The organism is Porifericola rhodea (assembly GCF_030506305.1).
Lineage (GTDB): Bacteria > Bacteroidota > Bacteroidia > Cytophagales > Cyclobacteriaceae > Catalinimonas > Catalinimonas rhodea.
Genome location: NZ_CP119421.1, coordinates 2,372,501 through 2,395,659 on the forward strand (window position 1 = coordinate 2,372,501; position 23,159 = coordinate 2,395,659).

Genomic DNA, 23,159 nt, shown 5'->3' on the forward strand with positions numbered 1-23,159 from the left:
TAAGTAATGATTCCCGTAGTAGTGGCGAGCGAGGCGGGAAGAGCCCAAACCGGTATAGTTACGGCTATGCCGGGGTTGTAGGACTTGCATACGATATCAGGCATGAACTTGAAGCGATCTGGAAAGATCCACCATAGGGGGTGATAGTCCCGTAAAGGTAAGTAATTGATATTAGCGAGTATCCTGAGTAAGGCGGGACCGGAGAAATCCCGTTTGAATCTACCAGCACCATCTGGTAAGGCTAAATACTACTGAGAGACCGATAGTGAACTAGTACCGTGAGGGAAAGGTGAAAAGTACCGTGAATAACGGGGTGAAATAGAACCTGAAACCATACGCTTACAAGCGGTCGGAGCCCTTTAGTGGGGTGACGGCGTGCCTTTTGCATAATGAGCCTACGAGTTACGATCTCTGGCAAGGCCAAGCGGTTAGAGCCGAATAGCCGAAGCGAAAGCGAGTCTGAATAGGGCGTATAGTCAGGGGTTGTAGACGCGAAACCTAGTGATCTACCCATGGTCAGGGTGAAGTGACGGTAACACGTCATGGAGGCCCGAACCAGTAAACGTTGAAAAGTTTTTGGATGAACTGTGGGTAGGGGTGAAAGGCCAATCAAACTGGGAAATAGCTCGTACTCCCCGAAATGCTTTTAGGAGCAGCGTTAGGGTTGAGTCTGACAGAGGTAGAGCTACCAATAGGACTAGGGGGAGTCACATCCTACCAAATCCTGATGAACTCCGAATGCTGTCAGATATACCTAGCAGTGAGGGCTTGGGTGCTAAGGTCCGAGTCCGAGAGGGAAAGAACCCAGACCATCAGCTAAGGTCCCTAAGTATATACTAAGTTGAACTAAGGCGGTTTCGTTGCATAGACAGCCAGGATGTTAGCTTGGAAGCAGCTATCATTTAAAGAGTGCGTAACAGCTCACTGGTCGAGCGACGGGGCATCGATAATACACGGGCATCAAGTATATCACCGAAGCTATGGATAGATTTAATCTGTGGTAGGGGAGCATTCTATGGAGGCCGAAGCTGTGCTGTAAGGCATAGTGGACTGCATAGAAAAGCAAATGTAGGCATAAGTAACGATAATGCGGGTGAGAAACCCGCACACCGAAAGGCTCAGGTTTCCTGATCAACGCTAATCGGATCAGGGTTAGTCGGGACCTAAGGAGTAGGCGAAAGCTCAATCCGATGGACAACGGGTTAATATTCCCGTACTGGCTTATTATAGTGATGGGGTGACGGAGCAGTGACAGACTCGCGCACTGACGGAATAGTGCGTTGAAGCCCGTAGGTATACTTTTGGTAGGCAAATCCGCCGAGAGTGCTGAAAGGTGATAGTACCGCGAGGCTACGGCCAAGCGGATAGTAGTCGTAATCATACTTCCAAGAAAAACCTCTAAGCGTTTAGTAATAAGCTACCCGTACCGTAAACCGACACAGGTAGCCGGGAGGAGAACTCTAAGGTGCTCGAGTGAGACGTGGCTAAGGAACTAGGCAAAATGGTCCTGTAACTTCGGGAGAAGGGACGCTTCCTCTACTTTGGTAGAGAAGCCGCAGTGAATAGGCCCAGGCGACTGTTTAACAAAAACACATGGCTTTGCAAAATCGAAAGATGAAGTATAAGGCCTGACACCTGCCCGGTGCTGGAAGGTTAAGGGGGGATGTTAGGGGTAACCCAAAGCATTGAACCGAAGCCCCAGTAAACGGCGGCCGTAACTATAACGGTCCTAAGGTAGCGAAATTCCTTGTCGGGTAAGTTCCGACCTGCACGAATGGTGCAACGATCTGGGCACTGTCTCAGCCACGCGCTCGGTGAAATTGTAGTTCCGGTGAAGATGCCGGATACCCGCCACGGGACGGAAAGACCCCATGAACCTTTACTATAGCTTCACATTGACATTGGGTAAAAGATGTGTAGGATAGGCGGGAGTCTAGGAAGCGGTGTCGCTAGGCATCGTGGAGACAACCTTGAAATACCGCCCTTCTTTTATCTAGTGCCTAACCCTAACGGGGACAGTGTGTGGTGGGTAGTTTGACTGGGGTGGTCGCCTCCTAAAAAGTAACGGAGGCTTCCCAAGGTGCCCTCAATGCCGTCGGTAACGGCATGTGGAGTGCAATAGCATAAGGGCGCTTGACTGTGAGACCTACAAGTCGAGCAGGGACGAAAGTCGGGTATAGTGATCCGGTGGTTCCGCATGGAAGGGCCATCGCTCAAAGGATAAAAGGTACTCTGGGGATAACAGGCTGATCTCCCCCAAGAGCTCACATCGACGGGGAGGTTTGGCACCTCGATGTCGGCTCGTCACATCCTGGGGCTGGAGAAGGTCCCAAGGGTTGGGCTGTTCGCCCATTAAAGTGGCACGCGAGCTGGGTTCAGAACGTCGTGAGACAGTTCGGTCCCTATCTGTGGTGGGCGTAGAAAGCTTGAGAAGTTCTGACCTTAGTACGAGAGGACCGGGTTGGACGAACCGCTGGTGTGCCGGTTGTGGTGTCTACTGCACCGCCGGGTAGCTACGTTCGGAAAGGATAAGCGCTGAAAGCATCTAAGCGCGAAACCTTCTTCAAGATGAGGCTTTCCTTGAGGGTCGTGAGAGACGATCACGTTGATAGGTGGCAGGTAGAAGTATAGAAATATATGTAGCTGAGCCATACTAATTACCCAATAGTCTTTCTTATGCAGATCTTTACTTAAGTTTACCTCTCTCTTACACGTTTCATGTCAACAATATTAGTGGTAGTCAGTTGAGTTCGCTCAACACACCCAAGATCTTAGGGTGGCTTTAGCGCCGGGGATCACCTCTTCCCATTCCGAACAGAGAAGTTAAGCCCGGCAGCGCCAATGGTACTGCTATCCGCGGGAGAGTAGGTCGCCGCCTTTCTATAATTAGCCTTGTGAGCTTTGTCTTGCAAGGCTTTTTTTTGCCCTTTGCCTTCCCATACAGCCTATCACTCGCCATTCCCCTACTCCTACCCCACTACCTTCAGTCTAACCCATCTTCTAAATTAAGTCCTCTTCTAACTTACTCAACTCTTTCCCCCCATCCATATACCAAAGCTTACACCGTATCCCTCAATCAAATTAAACGCATAAGACAATGCCCTATAAAATCCTACGGTGGTATACTATCATCTTTACTCATTGATTTTACAACAGGAAGGTAGATATTAGATCATGAGCTTTTGATAACTTTGGTATCCTTTGGTCTTAACTCAACATTGCATGATGAAAATTTGTATAGTATTGAAAGGTAAAAGCTAATCATGAAAGCATAGGGATAGGCCTTTTTAGTATAAAAAATATGAGGTTATAGGTCGTCAAACCTATGTAACAGGCACAAATGAAGCAGCTCCAAAGGACTTAATTGTAGTAAAAAAGATTAGCTCCAATTTAACTATTAATGTAAAAGCAAAAATTTATAAGGAAGTCAACTTGTTTTAGGCTAAATGTCCGGCGCTTTGTAGTTGGAGCTTTACCAAATTACTATAGTCCCCCTCTAGTTGGTTAAGTTCATCATGCGTACCCTGTTCTACTATTTGTCCGCTTTTTAATACATAAATTTGATCAACTTTCTTAATTGTTGCCAGGCGATGTGCAATGATAATCGTAGTTCGGTTCTCCATCAAACGATCTAGAGCCTGCTGCACCAGATTTTCAGATTCTGCATCAAGAGAACTGGTAGCCTCATCTAAAATTAAAATTTCTGGATTTTTTAAAATAGCACGAGCAATAGCAATTCTTTGTCTTTGACCTCCAGATAATTTGACACCTCTTTCTCCTACTAAAGTATCAAAGCCTTCAGGAAAAGTCTCTATAAATGATTTGGCATTTGCTTTCTCGGCAGCTTCTTGAATTTCCTCAAAACTAGCTCCAGGTCTACCATACATAATGTTTTCACGAATTGACCCACCAAATAATATGACTTCCTGAGGAACAATACCTACATGATGACGATAAGCCAGCAAATCATATTTATTAATGTTCTGCTTATCTAATAATATTTCTCCCTGGTCGACATTGTAATAGCGTAGTAACAGTTGAGTAATTGTAGATTTACCTGCTCCACTATGTCCAACAAGTGCAATCTTTTCTCCTCTGTTAATTGTAAAGTTAATCTTGTTTAGTACCTGAATATCATTGCGCGTAGGATAAGAAAAGTCAACGTTCTTAAATTCAATCTGACCTTTAATGTTTAATTGATTTTTGCCACGATAATATTGAGTAGGGTCGAGCTCTTCCTGCTTACTCAAAATAGCAAGCACTCTTTCAGAGGCACCAACTGCTTTTTGAACCTGACCATATAAATCACCAAGACCTGCGATAGATCCTCCTATAAGGGTGGTGTAAAGCACAAAAGAAATTAATTCACCTACAGTGAGTGTTCCAGCTTCTACAAGAGAAGCACCATACCATATAACAGCCACAATTCCGCCAAATAAGGCAAAAATGACAAAAGAGATAAATAGTCCTCGGTAAACTGCGGCTTTTAGAGCAGTACCCACTACAGCAGTAAGAGAGGCATTGTATTTTTTAATCTCAAAGAGCTCGCTGGTAAATGATTTTACGGCCTGTATAGCCTGGAGTGTTTCTTCTACAATGATATTGGTATCTGCAAGTTGATCCTGTGTGGTTTTTGACAATTTTCGGATCTTTTTGCCAAACAGCACAGCCAGTATGACTAGTACGGGAAAGGTAGCTAGCATGAAAGCAGTAAGTTGAGGAGCCATAAAACTTATGACAACAACGCCAATAAGCAGGGTAGCCATTTGCCTTAATAACTCAGCCAATGTGGTGGAAAAAGTACTTTGTAACAAAGATACATCAGAGGTTATGCGACTGATTAGTTCGCCAGTACGATGTTGGTCATAGAAAGTCATGGGTAAAGACATAAGCTTACTGTAAAGAGCAAGACGAACGTCTGCCATAGATTTTTCATTAACCTGAGCAAAAAAGTAAACCCTTACAAACGAGAATATGCTTTGTATAAAAAAGACAGCGAGCAAAATCAGAGCTATGGTATTTATACTCTCACTAATCCAGGAACTATTTCCAGAAGCTACATCTATTAGTTCGCCCGAAGCAAGAGGAAAAGTAAGTAAAGAGAGACTTGAGAATACAAGGCTTAAAATACCAACGATAAACTGCCACTTATAAGGAATAATAAATTTGTAAATACCTAATAAGGATTGAAAGCTTCTTTTATTCAGCTTAACTTTTTTTTCGGAAGAGTAGGCTGTTTTATTAGCCGTATTGTTATCTGTCATAGACTTAAGTCAAATATTAGGAATATCAACAAAAAGTAAATACTCATAGCTTATAGTTGGAGTACAGACTCACACATGATCAAACTAAAGAAATTGTAAGCTAAACTGTATATTTGTTAGACTTATTAAACAAGGAAATATTTTATTATGGTGTTTGTTACGGGGGCCACTGGTTTAATTGGCAGTTTTATATGCAGAAAATTATTAACGCAGGGATATAAAGTAAAAGCTTTAAAAAGAAAGAACTCCGATCTGCAATTGGTAAAAGAAATTGAAAAACAGATAGAATGGGTAGAAGGAGATTTGTTAAATGTTAGCGAGCTACACGAATATCTGGAAGAGGCGGAAGAAGTTATCCATTGTGCTGCCATGGTATCTTACGATAGTAAGCATGAGGAGCTGATGAAGCGTGTGAATGTTGACAGTACAGCTAATCTGGTAAACGCATCTTTACAGCGTGGAATAAAAAGGTTTGTACACATTAGCTCTGTTGCTTCTATAGGTAAAGATAAGCTATCGCCTATTAGTACAGAAGAAACCCAGTGGACCGAAGGAGACAAACATACCTCCTATGCCAGAAGTAAACATCAGGCTGAGCTAGAAGTATGGAGAGGGTGGGCAGAGGGTTTAAATACTGTGGTTCTTAACCCCTCACTAGTTTTAGGGCCGGGAGATTGGGACAAAAGCAGTACTCAGGTTTTTAAGTATATCTGGGAAGAAAACAGATTCTATACAAATGGTATGGTTAATTATGTAGATGTTAGAGATGTAGCCAAGGCGGCAGTACAGTTACTTTCTTCACCGCTAAAAGGGGAACGTTTTATCGTAAGCGCTGGTAGTACAACTTACAAAGAACTGTTTGATGCCATCGCAGATAAATTTGAAAAAAGGCCTCCAAACGTCAAAGTTAAAGGACTCATGATCAAATTGGCTATCATGCTGGATAAGGTTCGGACTAAATTAACAGGTAATGTTCCTATTGTAACAGACGAATTAGAGCAAGTCTCAAAGAATCAACATACGTATGATAATTCTAAAATCAAACAGGTATTAAACTTTAAATTTAGAGATTTTGAAGATACCCTTCACTGGTGTTGCCAGCAGTTGCAATCCTAAAAATACCGCGTTCTTTGCCGGTTTTAAAGAACTATTGAACTGTTGGTGATGGTTGAAGTATTATATATATTTAGAGCGGATCAACTGAAAGAAGAAGTCTTGCAGGTGATTATTTTTCAGTAACAACATGAATGTCAAGATGTATGGGAGAAAACTATAAAAGAAGAGAGGACGGCGATCAACTGGCAGCGTGGTTCGAGGAGCAAAAGCAAAACAATGCCACGCAGTTTTTTGACTTGAATGTTTACATTGACCTTATTGAACATTATGTCCAGGAGGATGATAATATAAAAGCTTTAGAAGTATGTCGTATGGGTATTGAACAGTATCCATATTCTTCTGAATTGTTAACGCAAACAGCCCAAGTACACAGCAATCTGGAGGACTATGACAAAGCGCTGGATGCTTTGGATAAAGCCTCTAACCTTCAGCCAAATGACCCGGAAATACTAATGCTAAGAGGCAACATACTTACCTATTCGGGCAGACATCAGGATGCTATTCATGAATTTGAACACCTTCTTAGTTTTAGCGCGGAGAAAGATGAAATCTACTATAACATGGGGCTGGCCTACCAGAACATTGCTGAATATGGTAAAGCCATCAACTGTTATAAAAACGCTATAGAACAGAATATTCATCATGAGGATGCTATGTATGAACTGGCTTTCTGCCTGGATATGACCGGCGAACTGGAAGATAGCCTGGGGTACTATGAGCGTTTTATCAATGAAGACCCATTCTCGCAGCATGCCTGGTATAATATGGGAATCGTTTACAATAAGCTGAATGAATATGGGAAGGCCGTGCAGGCGTATGAGTACGCTATTGCAATAGACGATCAGTTTTCTTCTGCTTACTTTAATTTGGGCAATGCGCTGATGAACCTTAAAGAATATCAGAGAGCAGTAGATGCCTATGTACAAACTTATAAAATAGAAGGACCAAGCCCAGAGACTTACTGCTACCTGGGCGGTGCTTATGAGAAGCTTGAGCAGTACGATAAAGCAATTAAATATTATCAGAAAGCAAGCGGGTTGGACGAAATGTACGATGAGGCCTGGTTTGGCATTGGAGTTTCGCTAAGCAAGCAGCAGAAATGGCTGGAAGCTGTACACTTTCTTAACAAAGCAATTAAAATAAATGGCGATAACGCTAAGTACTGGCAAACTCTCGCTGAAGCGGAGTATCAGGTAGGTAACATGGTTTCTTGCCTGGATGCCTATCAGGAAGCGAGCCTAATAGACCCTGAAAGTGCTCAGGTATGGCTAGACTGGTCTTATGTATATTATGAGCAGGGCGACTATGAAAAGGCGCTGGAGCTGATGATGGACGGTTTAGATGAAGTACCAGAGGAGGTAGATTTGTATTATTATGCAGCTGCCTACCTTATTTGTGCGGGTAAATTTCGCGAAGCATTTAATTTTCTGGAAAATGCTTTAACTTTGGATTTTGACAGACACGAGATTCTGTATGAGTTTTTTCCAAAGTTAGAAACTCAAAAAGCATTGTTTAAAATTATAGATCAGTACAGAAAATAAATCTTTTTTGATGAATTACACGCTAAGTCAGGTGCCTGAGCGTACACAAAAGCCTAGGGTATACGGCTATACGATGGCGATGGATAAAGGGCTAAGCCTAAGAGAAGTTGAGGATTTTATAAGTGTAGCCGGTGGTTATGTTGATATTGTTAAGCTTGGGTGGGCTACCTCTTTTGTGACCCCTAATCTACAAGATAAGATAGAGCTTTACCACAGTGCTAATATACCTGTCTATTTCGGAGGCACATTATTTGAGGCCTTTGTAATCAGAAATCAGTTTGAAGACTACCGCAAAATTTTAGACAAATACGGTATGTCATTTGCCGAAGTATCCGATGGCTCAATAGATATGAAGCACGATCAAAAGTGTGAGTATATCAGTAAACTGGCAGAACAGGTTACAGTACTTTCAGAGGTAGGTTCTAAAGATGCGGCTAAAATAATGCCCCCTTACAAATGGATAGAACTGATGCAGGCCGAACTTGACGCCGGCGCGTGGAAGGTAATAGGCGAAGCCCGAGAAGGCGGCAATGTAGGGCTTTTTCGCTCTAGCGGCGAAGTACGATCTGGCCTGGTAGAAGAAATACTTACCAAAATTCCTTTTGAAAGTATCATTTGGGAAGCTCCTCAGAAAGAACAACAGGTGTGGTTTATCAAACTCCTGGGAGCTAATGTAAATCTGGGAAATATAGCTCCAAATGAAGTAATACCTTTAGAAACCATTCGCTTAGGGCTTAGAGGCGATACCTTTAATCATTTTCTGAATCAGAAATAAACATATATGCTCCTGCGTACTTAGCGTAGGAGTATGTATTCATCTCATGCCCTAATAGCCATGCAAAAATTTAGAAATTACATACAACTTTTTTTCAAAGGTGTAGCGATGGGAGGGGCCGATGTAGTGCCCGGTGTTTCAGGAGGTACAATCGCTTTTATAACTGGCATCTATGGCACATTACTAGATGCTATCAAGTCATTTAACCTTGAAGCCGTTCAGTTACTGATTAAGTTCAAGTTTAAAGATTTTTGGAAGCACATTAATGGCAATTTCTTAATAACGCTATTCGCGGGCATTGCCCTAAGCATTATCACTCTGGCTAAACTCATTCATCTTTTTCTGGAAGAGTACCCTATACAGTTGTGGTCGTTCTTCTTTGGCTTAGTAATTATTGCGGCGATATCTGTATCTCGTGAAATTGGCAAATGGAGTGTTGGGGCTATTATTGCTGGTATAATGGGTATAGGCATTGCTTATTTTATAACATTGGCCACCCCGGCAGAAACTCCCACTGCTAGCTGGTTTATCTTTCTCTCCGGGGCAGTAGCCATTTGTGCTATGATTCTACCCGGTATTTCTGGAAGTTTCATTCTGCTCATACTCGGAAAGTATGCCTACATATTAGAGGCTGTTAACGAAAGAGATTTTGGCGTCATAGCTTTATTTGGATTAGGCTGTATAGTGGGCATTTTGAGCTTCGCAAGAGTTATTTCCTGGTTGCTACACAAGTTTCATGATGTGGCAGTCGCTCTTCTTGCAGGCTTTATGATTGGCTCACTCAATAAGATATGGCCCTGGAAAGAAGTAATGCAGACTCGTATCAATAGCAAAGGAGAAGAAGTTCCTTTTATCACAAAAAACATATGGCCCACAGAGTATTTGGAAGCTACCGGCTTGGAGCCTCACATTTGGCAGGCTGCGGTATTTATGCTGCTGGGCATTGGCATTGTAGTCTTTTTAGAACAATTTGCGACTCGCAGAAGTCGTAAGATTACTTCTGCATCATAAACAAGATAAAACTACCTTTTTAAACAATGGATAAAGTTACCGACGAAGCATCAAAGCAAGAACACAGAGATAAAATTCAACAGGTCTTTACCGAAGTAAAGAAAGTAGTGGTAGGGCAGGAGTATATGGTAAACCGACTGTTAATCGGTCTGTTTACACAAGGACATATACTGTTGGAGGGGGTTCCTGGACTAGCCAAAACCCTAACCGTCAACACACTGGCCAAGGTATTGCATCTTAATTTTCAGCGCATACAATTTACTCCTGATCTTTTGCCAGCTGACCTGATAGGTACAATGATATACAACCAGCAAAAGGCAAATTTTGAAGTAAAAAAGGGGCCTATATTTGCTAACCTGATACTTGCAGATGAGGTAAACCGTTCTCCTGCCAAGGTACAGTCTGCATTGCTGGAGTCTATGCAGGAAAAGCAGGTTACTATCGGAGAAACTACGTATCAGCTGGACCGTCCATTTTTAGTTCTGGCAACCCAAAACCCGGTAGAGCAGGAAGGTACATATCCACTTCCTGAAGCTCAGGTAGACCGTTTCATGATGAAAGTACATGTGGATTACCCCAGCAAAGAAAACGAGCTGGAAGTCATGCGACGCATGTCCAACATGTCTTTCAAGGGAGATCTGCAATCTGTACTTACCAAAGAAGATATTTTTGCGATCCGCGATGAAATTAATGCGGTTACTATCTCCGACTCATTGGAAAAATACATTATTGAGCTGGTCTTTGCGACTCGCTTTCCAGAGCAGTACCAAATGGGCGAAATCGCAAACTATATTCAGTTTGGTGCATCACCAAGGGCTAGTATTAACCTTAATGTAGCTGCTAAAGCTATCGCCTACTTTGATGAACGTGATTATGTACTTCCGGAAGATATTAAGGAAGTAGCTCACGATGTCTTTAATCATAGAATCTTGTTAAACTACGAGGCAGAAGCAGATGGCGTAAGTACATCAGATATCATTAAAAAAATTCTGCATAAAGTACCTATCAATAGGTAGTTTAATATTCGTCAACTCCATATTAATAAAGCTTAAGCCTCTGTAAATCAGGGGCTTTCTTGTTAATATCGTTAACATTAAATTAACACGCTTTTCTCATCCTTAACCATTTGTTAACATTACGGTCGCGATAGGTTAATACTAGTTTGTGAATTTTGCAGGTGTAATTTTTAGCAAGAAACACTACAAAATTCTCTTATGAAAAAACTAACATTGACATTGATGATGGCCCTCCTGGGCGGATCACTTTTTCTAACATCTTGTGAGGATGATGATGATCCATCTCCTGATAATGGTAATGGTGGAGATTCTACTAGTACTACAGTAGAAAAGAGTGGAGAGATTACAGCTAACGAAACTTGGACAAGTGATAAAATATATGAGCTAAATGGCAAAGTTGTAGTAACCGAAAACGTTACGCTAGAAATTGAGCCTGGTACTATCATTAAAGGCCAGGAAGGTTCTGAAGCCAGTGCCTCTGCACTTGTAGTAGCTCGTGGTGGTAAAATTATGGCTGAAGGTACTGCTGATAACCCTATCATTTTTACTTCAGTATTAGATAACATCGCTATCGGAGAGAAAGCAGGGACTAACCTTGACGAAACTGACAACGAAAAATGGGGTGGCCTTATCATCTTAGGAAGAGCTCCTATCTCAGCTGAAAAGGGTGATACAGAAGCTGCTATTGAAGGTCTGCCTGCTGATGCTGGCTATGGTCTGTATGGCGGAGACAATGAAGAGGACGACTCAGGTGTTCTTAAGTATGTATCTATCCGCCATGGTGGTATTCTAATTGGTGATGGTAACGAGATCAATGGTCTAACCCTGGGTGGTGTAGGTTCAGGTACTGTTATTGAAAACGTAGAAGTTTATGCTACTCTAGATGATGGTATTGAGTTCTTCGGTGGTAGTGTGGATGTAAAAAATGCCCTAGTTTACTGGCAGGGAGATGACGGTGTAGACATTGACCAGAACTACAGCGGTACTGTAAACAACTTTGCGGTAATCCATGGCGATGGTGTGGGTACTGACGAAGGACTTGAAATTGACGGACCGGAAGGCTCTACATACACTGACGGTCTATTTACACTTATCAATGGTACTATCATGGGATCTTCTGCTGAAGGTTCTGCAGCTGACATCAAGTCTAAAGCTCAGGGTACTATAGAAAATGTATACTTTAGCGGATATGCAGATGATGCATACATCAAGTTGAGAACTAGCTACGAAGATTTCTGCGGAGACATCAAAGGTGATTCTTATAACAATTACATCGCTGACAGCCCTACTTTAGTAATTAAAAACAGTGCTTTCGCTAATGCTTCTGCTGAAGACGTATTGGTAGAGGTATATACTGCTTCTAAAGTATCTGATGCGGACGATGCTCCTACTTGCGAAATCAAAGATGGTCAGCAAGATGCAGTAGATGCAGTATTAGCTGACGATACTTACGGCAACACCAGAGAAGTTGGAAGCGCAACTGTTGGTGCTGACCTATCAGTATTTGATAACTGGACCATCACATCTATCAAAGGTGGTTTAAACTAATATAGATCATTTCTTAAGTAAGCCCTCTGGTAGGGCTTGCTTTTCCTTTCATTAATATCAATCGTCCATAAAGGCTAAGTAAAGCCTAAAATCTCCCTTCGGAGAAAATCAATCTGCATACGTTCAATCTACAATGAACATGAAAAAAACAATATTATTTCTGTCGCTTGTCCTTACTGGGCTTACTGCATATGCACAGCAAGGTTTTCTTAGAGGAAAAATTATAGATGCCGAAACGGGTGAAGCGCTTATAGGGGCTACCGTATCTGTACCAGGTACAGATAAAGGCGCAGTGGCAGACTTTAATGGTAACTACTCTCTGAAACTAGACCCAGGTACCCACTCAGTACTGTTTCAGTTTGTCTCTTACCAACCCACAACAGTAAGTGATATAGAAATCAAAGCAGACGAAACCACTACCATGGATATAAGTCTGTCTACTGATGTAACAGAACTTGAAGGGGTAGTAATTACTGCAGAGCAGGCTCGTGATACTGAAACTGCCTTACTAACCCTACAAAGAAAATCTGCAAACCTGATGGATGGTATCTCTTCTCAGACTTTTCGTAAGGTAGGAGATAGCGACTTAGGTTCTGCCATGAAAAGAGTAACTGGAGTTTCAGTACAGCAGGGCAAATACGTATATGTGCGTGGACTTGGCGACCGCTACACCAGAACTACCCTGAACGAAATGAGCATTCCCGGTCTGGATCCAGATAATAACTCTGTTCAGATTGACCTCTTCCCAACCAGTACGGTAGAAAACGTAATAGTTTACAAAACATTTACTCCTGATTTAGTAGGAGACTTTTCTGGTGGTATAGTAAATGTGGAAACTAAAGAGTTTCCCGAAGAGAAAGCTACCAGCTTTTCTGTAGGCCTTGGCTTTAACCCTGAGATGAACTTCAATGACGATTTTACGCTCTATAAAGGAGGTAATCTCGACTATCTTGGCATGGACGATGGTACGCGCGAGCTACCCTTTGACAAAAATACCAATATCCCCGACGAAGCACTGGATGATCCTCGTCTGGAGTCCATTACACGTAGCTTTGGAAAGACAATGGCTGCCCAGCCACGTTCCACTTTCTTCAACTCCAGCCTGTCTTTTTCACACGGTAACCAAGTAAATAAAGGAAACTCTACGATCGGTTATAATGCCGTTCTTAATTACAAAAATGAGTTTACTTACTTTGACAATGTCTTCTTTGGAGACTTCCTTAAGAGCAATAATTCTGAAGTAAATCAGCTTCAGCGCTTCTCTCAACGTTCAGGGGTACTTGGACAGCAAAACGTATTGTGGAGCGCATTACTTTCTGGTGCTTTAAAGTTTGATAACCACAACTTTTCGTTAAGCTTACTTAGAAGCCAAAATGGACAAAGCCAGGCTTCTGACCGTGTGTTTTCTGACTTTGATCAGACAGGTGCTACTCTTCTTCAAGATATCCTGACATATACACAACGTTCACTTACAACCGGTATAATCGTAGGTAAGCATCGTCTGAAAGGTATTGATCTGGAATGGCGTAATGTGCTTACTTACTCAAAAATTTATGATCCTGACTTCCGCTCTACAGCTATCTCAGTATCTCAAGGCGACACTACCTTACGTGTAGGAGATGGTGCTGGTATCAACCGTTTCTGGAGAGATCTAAACGAGTGGAACGAAAGCTTTAAAGTAGATTTAACAGTACCTTATGGCGAAAGCTCAAAGTTTAAGTTTGGAGGTATAGGAACGTTGAAAAGCAGAGACTTTGAAGTACTTTCTTATAACTTCAGAGTGACAGACCCTTCTAACGTATCTATTGACCCTGATGATTTTTTCAGAGAAGAAAACATTTGGACTCCCGAAGAAGAAGAAGGAACCTATGCTATAGGTAACTATCAGCCGGCAAACTCTTTTGACTCTCGCATGTCTGTTTTTGGTGCTTACGTAATGACAGAGCAACAGATTAGCGATCAGCTAAAAGCGATTTATGGCGTAAGGGTAGAGAAAGCAGATATGTTCTACACGGGACAGAACAATCAGGGTACAGTGTTTTATGATGATGAAAAGACATTAGATGAACTGGACTTCATGCCTTCTGTAAACATGGTGTACAACATCATAGAGAATATGAACCTGCGCATGTCTTACAGCAGAACTTTAGCCAGACCAACATTTAAAGAGAAGTCTGTCGCTCAGATTTTTGATCCCATTTCAGGTAGAACTTTTGTAGGTAACATAGATCTGGAGCAAACTCACATTAACAATGCGGATATTCGTTGGGAATACTTTTACACTCCTAGCGAAATGGTTTCGGTGTCTGGTTTTTACAAGCACTTTAACGGACATATTGAGCTTACCTCATTTGACGTAAGACCGGATGAACTTAAGCCTAGAAACGCTGGCGAAAGTAATATTGTAGGAGTTGAGCTAGAAGTAAGAAAGAATCTGGAGTTCATCGCACCTACCCTTACCAACCTTTCAGTAGGTACCAATGCATCTTTCGTACGTTCATCTGTTGACCTTAAGTCAGTTATTGTAAACAACAACGGAACCTCAGACTACGAGCTACGTCAGCAGTTTCTTAGAGATGGGGAAGAACTGGATGATACTCGCCCTATGGCTGGCCAGTCTCCCTTCCTGATTAATGCTTACCTTAATTACGTTAATGAAGGTGGTGATCTGAACATTAACCTAGCGTACAATGTACAGGGTGAGACCTTAAATATTGTAGGTTCTGGTAGAGTACCAGATGTTTACACTAAGCCTTTTAATAGCTTAAACCTGAATGCATACAAAGATTTTGGGGTAGAAGGAAACTCAAGAGTAACCGTAGGAATCACCAACATTCTGGACGACGACCAGGAGAATGTATTTAAGTCATACGAAGCCGAAGAGCAATACTTCTCTGTATTCCGTCCAGGAAGAACATTCTCAGTAAAATATTCGTACCGATTCTAATTTGTGAGATAACAACAGTAAAAGCGGCCTTGATGCCGCTTTTTTTTTGACCATACCCCTAGACTGCAGTACAGGAAGATGTAAATAAAAGATGACATTTGCGTTTATTATAAAAAGGATGAAGAAAGGAATAGCAACCTTTACTGCTTAAAGAACGAACAATTTTAGGGTAAACATGACAGGTGTGTACAGGTTTACAAGTAGATAAAATAGAAAGTATGAGTAAAAATGTTTTAATAAGCGGGGGCAGCGGTATGTTAGGTAGTCGCCTTACCAAAATGCTCATGGACAAAGGATACAGTGTAAGCCACCTGAGCCGCTCTGCCAGTAGTAAATCATCTGTTACTACCTATGTATGGGATATTCAAAAGCAGGAAATTGACCCTGAAGCAGTCAAAAATGCAGACCATATTATACACCTTGCCGGAGCAGGGGTAGCTGATAAACGCTGGACAGAGCAGCGAAAAAAAGTGATTCTTTCCAGCAGAACAGAGTCTACAAAACTACTGCATAATGCATTATCTCAGCTGGGTGAACATAAGGTGAAGTCTTTTGTATCTGCTTCAGCTATAGGTATTTATGGTTCTGATACTGGCGGTGCAGAAGTATATGAAAGTAGCCCTAAAGGGGATGATTTTCTGGCAGAAGTCGTTAAAAAATGGGAAGCTTCTGTAGATGAGGTCAAGAGGCTGAACATACGTACTAGCAAACTTAGAATAGGTGTGGTTTTAAGTATGGAAGGTGGAGCCTTACCCAAGATAGTACAGCCGGTAAAGATGGGAGTAGGATCACCTTTGGGCAGTGGCCAACAGTTTATGAGCTGGATTCATATTGACGACCTGTGCCGTATGTTTATCTATGCGTTGGAAAATGAAGATATAGAAGGAGTATATAATGCAGTGGCTCCCCGGCCTGTTACTAACGAAAAACTGACGCAAAGCGCCGCTAAAATATTACATAAACCTCTCTTTATGCCTAACGTACCAGCATTTGCTATTAAGCTGGCTTTTGGAGAAATGGCATCAATTGTGTTAGGAGGAAACCGTGTATCTGGTAAGAAAATAGCTAATAAAGGCTTTGATTTTCAGTACAAAAGTATAGAGCCCGCCTTACAGGATTTACTCAAATAAATGGTTATGGAAAGCGGTAAGGCCTAAACTGGTGCTGAATGTTTCAGCCCATAAGCAAATATATTAACCCTAAGTAGTAAAATGAACGAAAGTAATAAAGATCAGAATGGAGCAACAAAGAGGTTGCCTGAACATACCCCTACGCCGGGAGAAAGAATAAAAAAAGCTTTTAAAGAAAGAGATTGGAATGAAATCAAAATTAACGACTCCTGGGCAGTTTTTAAAATTATGTCCGAGTTTGTTGAAGGTTTTGAAAAGCTAGCCAAAATAGGCCCATGTGTTACTATTTTTGGCTCTGCGCGTACCCAAAACGATCACCCTTACTATAAAACTACTGAGCAGATTGCCGCCCAGTTAGTAAGACACGGTTATGGTGTAATTACTGGTGGAGGCCCCGGTATAATGGAGGCCGGTAACAAAGGCGCTAAAGATGAAGGAGGAAAATCAGTAGGTATCAATATCATTTTACCTTTTGAGCAATCCAGTAATATTTATATTGATCCGGATAAACTGATCACTTTTGATTACTTTTTTGTTAGAAAGGTGATGTTTGTTAAGTATTCTCAGGGCTTTATCGTTATGCCAGGCGGATTCGGCACTTTAGATGAACTTTTTGAGGCACTTACGCTCATACAGACTAAAAAAATTGGTAGATTTCCCATTGTACTTGTTGGTACCGACTACTGGAAGGGACTTTTACACTGGATAGAAGATATAGTACTCAAGCAGGAAAAAAATATCAGTGCCGTAGATATGGACCTGATTAATCTGGTAGATACTCCCGAAGAAGCAGTAGAAGTTATCGATAATTTTTACTCAAAATATACATTATCACCAAACTTCTAGAATCATTTTGAATACGCTAAAAACGCAGGTTAGAGTACAGTTTGTTATCATTCTTCTTTTGGTTTTTTATCTGGGCTGGCGAGAGTTCGTAGATGAAGCTCCCCCCTCAGGTGTAAAAGAAGCATCAATGGAGAATGATGAGAGCAGAAAGGAAGAGATGAAAGGTACGAACAAGCTTCCTAACTATCAGGCTTTTATCGTTCCTACTCCGGAAGAGCTAACCTTTGCCGGTGAGAAAATTGTTTTAAAAGAACCTGATCTGCGCGAGCGTTTTGACCGTGAAATACACGTAAATGCTAACTGGCATTCTAATACTATTCTAATGATTAAGCGCTCCCATCGTTGGATGGCGCAGATCTCTGAGGTGCTTAAGAAAAACAATGTACCCGATGATTTTAAATACATTGTAGCGATAGAAAGTAATTTTGAGGAAAATGCCCGTTCTCACCGTAATGCGGTTGGTTTCTGGCAACTGCTGGAAGGTACCGCTGAGCAATATGGGTTGGAAGTAAACAATGAAGTAGATGAGAGACGCGATCCTGTAAAAGCTACTGAGGCCGCTTGCAAATATCTACACGATGCCTACGATAAGTTTGGCGACTGGACCAGCGTAGCGGCTTCATATAATGTAGGTATGCGAGGGTTGGAGCGCCGTCTGGATGAGCAAAAAGTAGACTCATATTTTGATGTGCTGCTGAATGATGAAACCTCACGCTATATGTTTCGGATTCTTGCGGCCAAGGCCATATTGGAAAATCCCGGATTATATGGGTTTAACATACCAGTGGGTGAGCGTTATCGCCAACCCGAGTTTGATACTGTTAAAGTAGAAGAAACGATACCCGACCTTGTAGACTTTGCCCATAAGCATGGGATAACTTACAAAACGCTTAAGCGCTACAACCCGTGGCTGCGTGACCGGGACCTTACCGTAAAAAACAATACGTATGAAATTTTAATCTCTAAGGATCCGCTAGAGCAGCATCTTGTACAAAAACTCACCAAGTAATAATAGCGTTTGTATAAAAAAAAACTAGGCCGTTTATGTTAAGCATGAACGGCTTCTTTTTTATGAGCCTTTTCCGATACCAACCCATACATTAGCCTACCACGAGAGAGTGTGTTGATGATATAGCGCCTGCGTATTTTTTTCAAACACTTTTGGTATTACCAATCGTATCTATAAGAATGAATAGAACTGTTGAAGCTGATTGGACTTAAGCAATTGAAGATAAGTATTTTGCTAGGCAGCAACATAAACTTTCAGGCTTTGGAGTATTATAGTTTCGTTATATTTTAGTTAAGCAGTATTAATATGCTGTGCTACAACTGATCTTAAAATATAATATGATGATTACGGTTACGCTTCTATCTGAATAAAGCTATAAGACCGAGAGTAGATGCCATTTACATGTACCATACTCACAAGAAAAAGTAATAACTTAGCACCTTTTGCACTTCGCAATAGTTAGGGTATTGACCTAATTGATAATGTGATCAATATATGCAGCAAACAGACGAGCAAACTTTACATAAGCATACAGATGATAGTGGCTTTTCTACCTCTTATGATCAGGAAGCCATAGAAATTTATGGAGCCAGAGAACATAACCTGAAGAATATAGATGTATGGCTACCTCGCAATAAACTAATAGTAGTAACGGGTATAAGTGGTAGTGGAAAGTCCTCTCTTGCCTTTGATACTATATATGCAGAAGGGCAACGCCGATATATGGAGAGTTTCTCTGCTTATGCACGCTCTTTCATAGGTAATCTGGAAAGGCCGGATGTAGATAAAATAAACGGTCTGAGCCCAGTCATATCTATAGAGCAGAAGACCACTTCTAAAAACCCACGATCTACTGTAGGTACAGTTACAGAAATTTACGATTTTATGCGTCTGCTTTATGCCCGTGCCGGAGAGGCCTATTCTTACCTCACCGGTAAAAAGATGAAGCAGCAGTCGGAAGATCAGATCATAGATTATATACTGGATAGCTTTGACCAACAAAAGCTTATTATTTTAGCTCCGGTAGTAAAAGGACGAAAAGGCCATTACCGGGAGCTATTTCAGCAGGTGCGCAAAATGGGCTTTGCTAAAGTACGTGTAGATGGAGAGGTGATGGATCTGGTACCCAAGATGCAGGTGGACCGTTATAAAACTCACGACATAGAAATTGTCATAGACCGGGTACTGGTAACTGCTGACGATCGCTATCGTATTGCCGAATCTATAAAAACAGCCCTGGATCATGGCAAGGGAATCATGATGGTGTCTGATACTGAAGGAAATGTGCAGCATTTCTCTAAGTTTTTGATGGATCCTGAAACAGGACTGGCTTATGACGAACCCGCACCCAATACTTTTTCTTTCAACTCTCCTTACGGTATGTGCCCCAGCTGTAGTGGGTTAGGCAAAATAGAAGAGTTTGCTATGGAAAATATTATTCCGGATGATAGCCTAAGCATTAGCCGTGGTGGGATTGCTCCTCTGGGGGAATATCGTGATATCTGGATATTTAAAAAACTAGAGGCTGTGCTTAAAAAACACAAAGTAAAGCTTAGCACACCCATCAAAGACATTCCTGAAAAGGTGATGAAGATAATAATGAATGGCGACTCCGATACTGTAGCTGTCAAGTCTATCAAATACCCAGGCTCTAACTATAATGTTAAATTTGAAGGTGTAATTGGCTATCTGGAAAAGCAACAGGAAACAGGTACCGATAAAACCCAGAAATGGGTAAAGCAGTTTGTGAGTAGCCGTACCTGCCCGGAGTGTAATGGGGCTCGCCTGAAAAAAGAGTCATTACATTTTAAAATAGCTGATAGAAACATAGCCGAACTGGCTATGATGAATATCGAGGAACTTAGCCAGTGGTTTGTAGGGTTGGAAGACCGCATTAACGACCGTCAGCGACTAATTGCATCTGAAGTACTAAAAGAAATACGTAAGCGTATAGGCTTTCTGGTAGATGTAGGACTAACCTATCTCAGCCTGAACCGTCCTCTAAAAACACTCTCTGGCGGTGAAGCTCAACGTATCCGACTGGCTACCCAGATTGGTACCCAACTGGTAGGGGTATTGTACATCCTGGATGAGCCAAGCATCGGCCTGCACCAGAGAGATAACGTAAAGCTAATCAAAGCTCTGCAAGACTTGCGAGACCTTGGCAATACCGTAATAGTGGTAGAGCATGACAAGGACATGATGTTACAGGCAGACTATATATTGGATATTGGCCCTGGAGCTGGTAGACACGGAGGGCAGGTTATTGCTTCTGGCAACCCTAAAGAGTTTCTTAATAATGGAGGTATTACAGCAGAGTACCTTAACGAGACCCGAAAGATTAGCGTGCCAGAGAAGAGGAGGGAAGGCAATGGTAAAGAAATTAAGCTCAGTGGCGCCAGCGGTAACAATCTAAAAAATGTAACCCTAACCCTGCCCTTAGGAAAAATGATATGTGTTACAGGAGTATCAGGTAGTGGTAAGTCTACCCTTATTCACAACACCTTGTTTCCTCTGCTTAGCCAGCACTTTTATCGTTCGCATACTGACCCTTATCCATATAAAGACATTAAAGGGCTGAAAAACATAGATAAGGTTATAGAAGTAGATCAGTCGCCTATTGGCAGAACGCCTCGTTCCAATCCGGCCACTTATACTGGTGTGTTTTCAGATATTCGGGCTCTTTTCTCTCAGTTGCCCGAAGCAAAGATTAGAGGATACAAACCGGGACGCTTTTCTTTTAATGTAAAAGGAGGGCGCTGCGAAACCTGCGAAGGAGCGGGGATGCAGCTTATAGAGATGGACTTTCTGCCAGATGTGCATGTACCTTGCCCCACCTGTAAAGGCAAGCGCTATAACCGCGAAACGCTGGAAATACGCTTTAAGGGTAAGTCTATAGCCGATGTGCTGGACATGACGGTAGAGCAGGCGGTAGAGTTTTTTGAGAATCAGCCTCGCATTTTGCGTAAAATTCAGACGCTGGAAGATGTAGGTCTGGGCTATATCAGCCTGGGTCAGCATGCTACTACGCTCTCTGGGGGTGAGGCTCAACGGGTAAAGCTGGCAACCGAATTATCTAAAAAAGATACTGGCAAAACACTGTATATTCTGGATGAACCTACCACGGGTCTACATTTTCAGGATATTCAGCACCTGCTTGATGTCCTCAATAAGTTAGTAGACAAAGGAAATACCGTATTGGTTATTGAACATAACCTGGACGTAATAAAAGTAGCTGACCATATTGTAGACCTGGGGCCAGAGGGAGGTAATGAAGGTGGACAGATTATTGGCGAAGGCACACCAGAAAAGGTAGCTAAGATTAAAAAGGGCTATACCAGTTATTTTCTGAAAGAAGAGCTAAAAGGCTAAAACTGCTAAACACGCTTGATCTCTCTGCGTTACATAAGTAGAGTGTAACGCAGTGTTTTTTTGCTTTGGCTATAGAAACACTGTCATTTTTTTGACTAACAGTAAATATATTTTCTATGGCAGTAATAGAGACTCCCTCAGAATATACAAACGAAACCAGACATCTGGCTACGCAACTACCAGACATTGGTAAGCCAAGAATCGTAATTATTGGCGGTGGCTTTGCCGGTATTCAGGTAGTAAAAAATCTGGACATGAAAGATGTACAGGTAGTTATGCTGGATCGGCACAATTACCACACCTTTCAGCCTTTATTGTATCAGGTGGCTACTGCCGGGCTGGAGCCCGACTCTATTGCTGGTCCCTTGCGTAAAGTGTTTGACAAAGAGAAGAACTTCTTCTTCCGTATGGCTACGGTAGACTCTGTAAGCCCGGAAGAAAACATGGTAAACACCAATATAGGACGTATTCATTATGACTACCTGGTTGTTGCTACTGGTACTCAAACCAACTATTTTGGTAATAAAACCATAGAAGAACTAGCTTTCCCCCTAAAACAGGTACCCCAGGCTTTAAATCTGAGAAGCCATTTTTTACAAAATCTGGAGCGTGCTGTCACCTCTGATGACGATGAGGAAATTGACCGCCTGACAAATTTTGTTATTGTAGGAGGTGGCCCTACCGGAGTAGAACTGGCTGGTGCACTTGGCGAGCTTAAAACGCAGGTTTTACCACGTGATTACCCTGAGCTAGACTTTGACGCGAATATGAACATCTATCTGGTAGAGGGGCTTAGCAGACTGCTGCCTGCCATGTCGGAGAAGGCTGGGGCAAGAGCAAAAAACGATTTGGAAAGCCGGTTTAAGGTAAATGTGAAGCTGAATACTATGGTAGAAGATTTTGATGGCTACCAGGTAAAACTCAACAATGGAGAAACCATACAGTCAGAAACGCTGATTTGGGCAGCGGGAGTGCAGGGTGTTATAATACCCGGGCTTGATAAGGCGCAGGTAGAAAAGAAAAGATATATCGTAGATGAGTTCAGCCAGGTAGAAGGTTATGATAATATTTATGCGATAGGAGATATTGCAAAAATGTCTACCGAAAAGTATCCTGAAGGCCATCCGCAGCTTGCGCCAGTTGCTTTGCAGCAGGGAGAACGTTTAGGTAAAAACCTTAGCCGCATGCTGGCCGGCAAAGATGTAAAGCCATTCCGCTATCTAGATAAAGGTACAATGGCTACCATTGGTAGAAACCGGGCAGTAGCTGACCTTCCTATAAAAGTTAGTTTTGGAGGCTTTCTGGCATGGATCACCTGGATGTTCGTTCACCTGCTTTATCTGGTGAGTTTTCGGCAAAAGCTGGTTACACTAGGCAACTGGATATGGAATTATTTTACTTACGATAAGGGGACCCGGCTTATTATTCGCCCATTTGACTATCGCTCGGTTATTAACCGTAAAAAGGATAGAATGAAAAAAGAAGAGAAAGAGAAAGCTAAAAATGATAGTAAGGTAGAAGAAAGCAGTCAGGAGAAGCAGAAAGTACACAATGCATAAATAAAAAAGGTCGGGCAATTTGCCC

At 42.0% G+C, this 23,159-nt stretch carries 13 protein-coding genes and 2 rRNA genes (1 of these 15 cut by a window edge); 14 read left to right on the plus strand and 1 reads right to left on the minus strand.

Going from position 1 to position 23,159, the window contains the following annotated elements; genetic code table 11:
* Together PZB74_RS09805 and rrf are read left to right on the plus strand one after the other, a co-directional pair.
* Positions 1-2,678 (plus strand): 23S ribosomal RNA (locus PZB74_RS09805) (it extends 211 nt beyond the left edge of the window).
* Between the two features lie 94 nt (positions 2,679-2,772).
* Positions 2,773-2,881: ribosomal RNA gene (gene rrf, locus PZB74_RS09810) — 5S ribosomal RNA — on the plus strand.
* A gap of 556 nt (positions 2,882-3,437) precedes the next feature.
* Here rrf and PZB74_RS09815 read toward each other — a convergent pair.
* Positions 3,438-5,264 carry an ABC transporter ATP-binding protein gene (locus PZB74_RS09815; RefSeq protein ID WP_302242415.1) on the minus strand — a complete coding sequence of 609 codons (1,827 nt, stop codon included), beginning with the start codon at positions 5,262-5,264 and terminating at the stop codon, positions 3,438-3,440.
* Positions 5,265-5,411: 147 nt separating this feature from the next.
* Here PZB74_RS09815 and PZB74_RS09820 point away from each other — a divergent pair, with 147 nt between their 5' ends.
* The 12 genes from PZB74_RS09820 (at position 5,412) to PZB74_RS09875 (ending at position 23,134) form a co-directional block, all read left to right on the plus strand.
* On the plus strand, positions 5,412-6,380 hold the full coding sequence (locus PZB74_RS09820) for an SDR family NAD(P)-dependent oxidoreductase (RefSeq protein ID WP_302242416.1): 969 nt from the start codon (positions 5,412-5,414) through the stop codon (positions 6,378-6,380).
* A 143-nt stretch (positions 6,381-6,523) separates the two neighbouring features.
* Positions 6,524-7,921 (plus strand): tetratricopeptide repeat protein, encoded by a 1,398-nt coding sequence (locus tag PZB74_RS09825; RefSeq protein ID WP_302242417.1) that lies wholly within the window; start codon positions 6,524-6,526, stop codon positions 7,919-7,921.
* Between the two features lie 10 nt (positions 7,922-7,931).
* Complete coding sequence (locus tag PZB74_RS09830) at positions 7,932-8,696, plus strand: phosphosulfolactate synthase (protein WP_302242418.1); 765 nt, start codon at positions 7,932-7,934, stop codon at positions 8,694-8,696.
* Positions 8,697-8,756: 60 nt separating this feature from the next.
* Positions 8,757-9,707, plus strand: a complete 951-nt coding sequence (locus PZB74_RS09835) for a polyprenyl-phosphate transporter (protein WP_302242419.1) — start codon at positions 8,757-8,759, stop codon at positions 9,705-9,707.
* A 26-nt stretch (positions 9,708-9,733) separates the two neighbouring features.
* A complete protein-coding gene (locus PZB74_RS09840; protein WP_302242420.1) occupies positions 9,734-10,723 on the plus strand; it encodes an AAA family ATPase in 990 nt (329 codons plus the stop codon).
* Positions 10,724-10,921: 198 nt separating this feature from the next.
* Positions 10,922-12,271 carry a beta-helix domain-containing protein gene (locus tag PZB74_RS09845; RefSeq protein WP_302242422.1) on the plus strand — a complete coding sequence of 450 codons (1,350 nt, stop codon included), beginning with the start codon at positions 10,922-10,924 and terminating at the stop codon, positions 12,269-12,271.
* A gap of 139 nt (positions 12,272-12,410) precedes the next feature.
* Positions 12,411-15,218, plus strand: a complete 2,808-nt coding sequence (locus PZB74_RS09850) for a TonB-dependent receptor (RefSeq protein WP_302242423.1) — start codon at positions 12,411-12,413, stop codon at positions 15,216-15,218.
* Positions 15,219-15,436: 218 nt separating this feature from the next.
* On the plus strand, positions 15,437-16,348 hold the full coding sequence (locus PZB74_RS09855; RefSeq protein ID WP_302242424.1) for a TIGR01777 family oxidoreductase: 912 nt from the start codon (positions 15,437-15,439) through the stop codon (positions 16,346-16,348).
* Between the two features lie 81 nt (positions 16,349-16,429).
* Positions 16,430-17,194, plus strand: coding sequence for an LOG family protein (locus PZB74_RS09860; RefSeq protein ID WP_302242425.1), 765 nt, complete (start codon positions 16,430-16,432; stop codon positions 17,192-17,194).
* Between the two features lie 7 nt (positions 17,195-17,201).
* Positions 17,202-18,203: a lytic transglycosylase domain-containing protein gene (locus PZB74_RS09865; protein WP_302242426.1), complete on the plus strand. Its 1,002-nt coding sequence runs from the start codon at positions 17,202-17,204 to the stop codon at positions 18,201-18,203.
* Between the two features lie 495 nt (positions 18,204-18,698).
* On the plus strand, positions 18,699-21,575 hold the full coding sequence (gene uvrA, locus PZB74_RS09870; protein WP_302242427.1) for an excinuclease ABC subunit UvrA: 2,877 nt from the start codon (positions 18,699-18,701) through the stop codon (positions 21,573-21,575).
* Between the two features lie 116 nt (positions 21,576-21,691).
* Entirely contained in the window at positions 21,692-23,134 is a 1,443-nt protein-coding gene (locus tag PZB74_RS09875; protein ID WP_302242429.1) for an NAD(P)/FAD-dependent oxidoreductase, read from the plus strand.
* Positions 23,135-23,159: the final 25 nt, after the last annotated feature.

Bases quoted from the DNA above. Each gene is read 5' to 3' on its own strand.
- PZB74_RS09815 (WP_302242415.1), bottom strand. From the start codon at position 5,264: ATGACAGATAACAATACGGCTAATAAAACAGCCTACTCTTCCGAAAAA.
- PZB74_RS09820 (WP_302242416.1), top strand. From the start codon at position 5,412: ATGGTGTTTGTTACGGGGGCCACTGGTTTAATTGGCAGTTTTATATGC.
- PZB74_RS09825 (WP_302242417.1), top strand. From the start codon at position 6,524: ATGGGAGAAAACTATAAAAGAAGAGAGGACGGCGATCAACTGGCAGCG.
- PZB74_RS09830 (WP_302242418.1), top strand. From the start codon at position 7,932: ATGAATTACACGCTAAGTCAGGTGCCTGAGCGTACACAAAAGCCTAGG.
- PZB74_RS09835 (WP_302242419.1), top strand. From the start codon at position 8,757: ATGCAAAAATTTAGAAATTACATACAACTTTTTTTCAAAGGTGTAGCG.
- PZB74_RS09840 (WP_302242420.1), top strand. From the start codon at position 9,734: ATGGATAAAGTTACCGACGAAGCATCAAAGCAAGAACACAGAGATAAA.
- PZB74_RS09845 (WP_302242422.1), top strand. From the start codon at position 10,922: ATGAAAAAACTAACATTGACATTGATGATGGCCCTCCTGGGCGGATCA.
- PZB74_RS09850 (WP_302242423.1), top strand. From the start codon at position 12,411: ATGAAAAAAACAATATTATTTCTGTCGCTTGTCCTTACTGGGCTTACT.
- PZB74_RS09855 (WP_302242424.1), top strand. From the start codon at position 15,437: ATGAGTAAAAATGTTTTAATAAGCGGGGGCAGCGGTATGTTAGGTAGT.
- PZB74_RS09860 (WP_302242425.1), top strand. From the start codon at position 16,430: ATGAACGAAAGTAATAAAGATCAGAATGGAGCAACAAAGAGGTTGCCT.
- uvrA (WP_302242427.1), top strand. From the start codon at position 18,699: ATGCAGCAAACAGACGAGCAAACTTTACATAAGCATACAGATGATAGT.
- PZB74_RS09875 (WP_302242429.1), top strand. From the start codon at position 21,692: ATGGCAGTAATAGAGACTCCCTCAGAATATACAAACGAAACCAGACAT.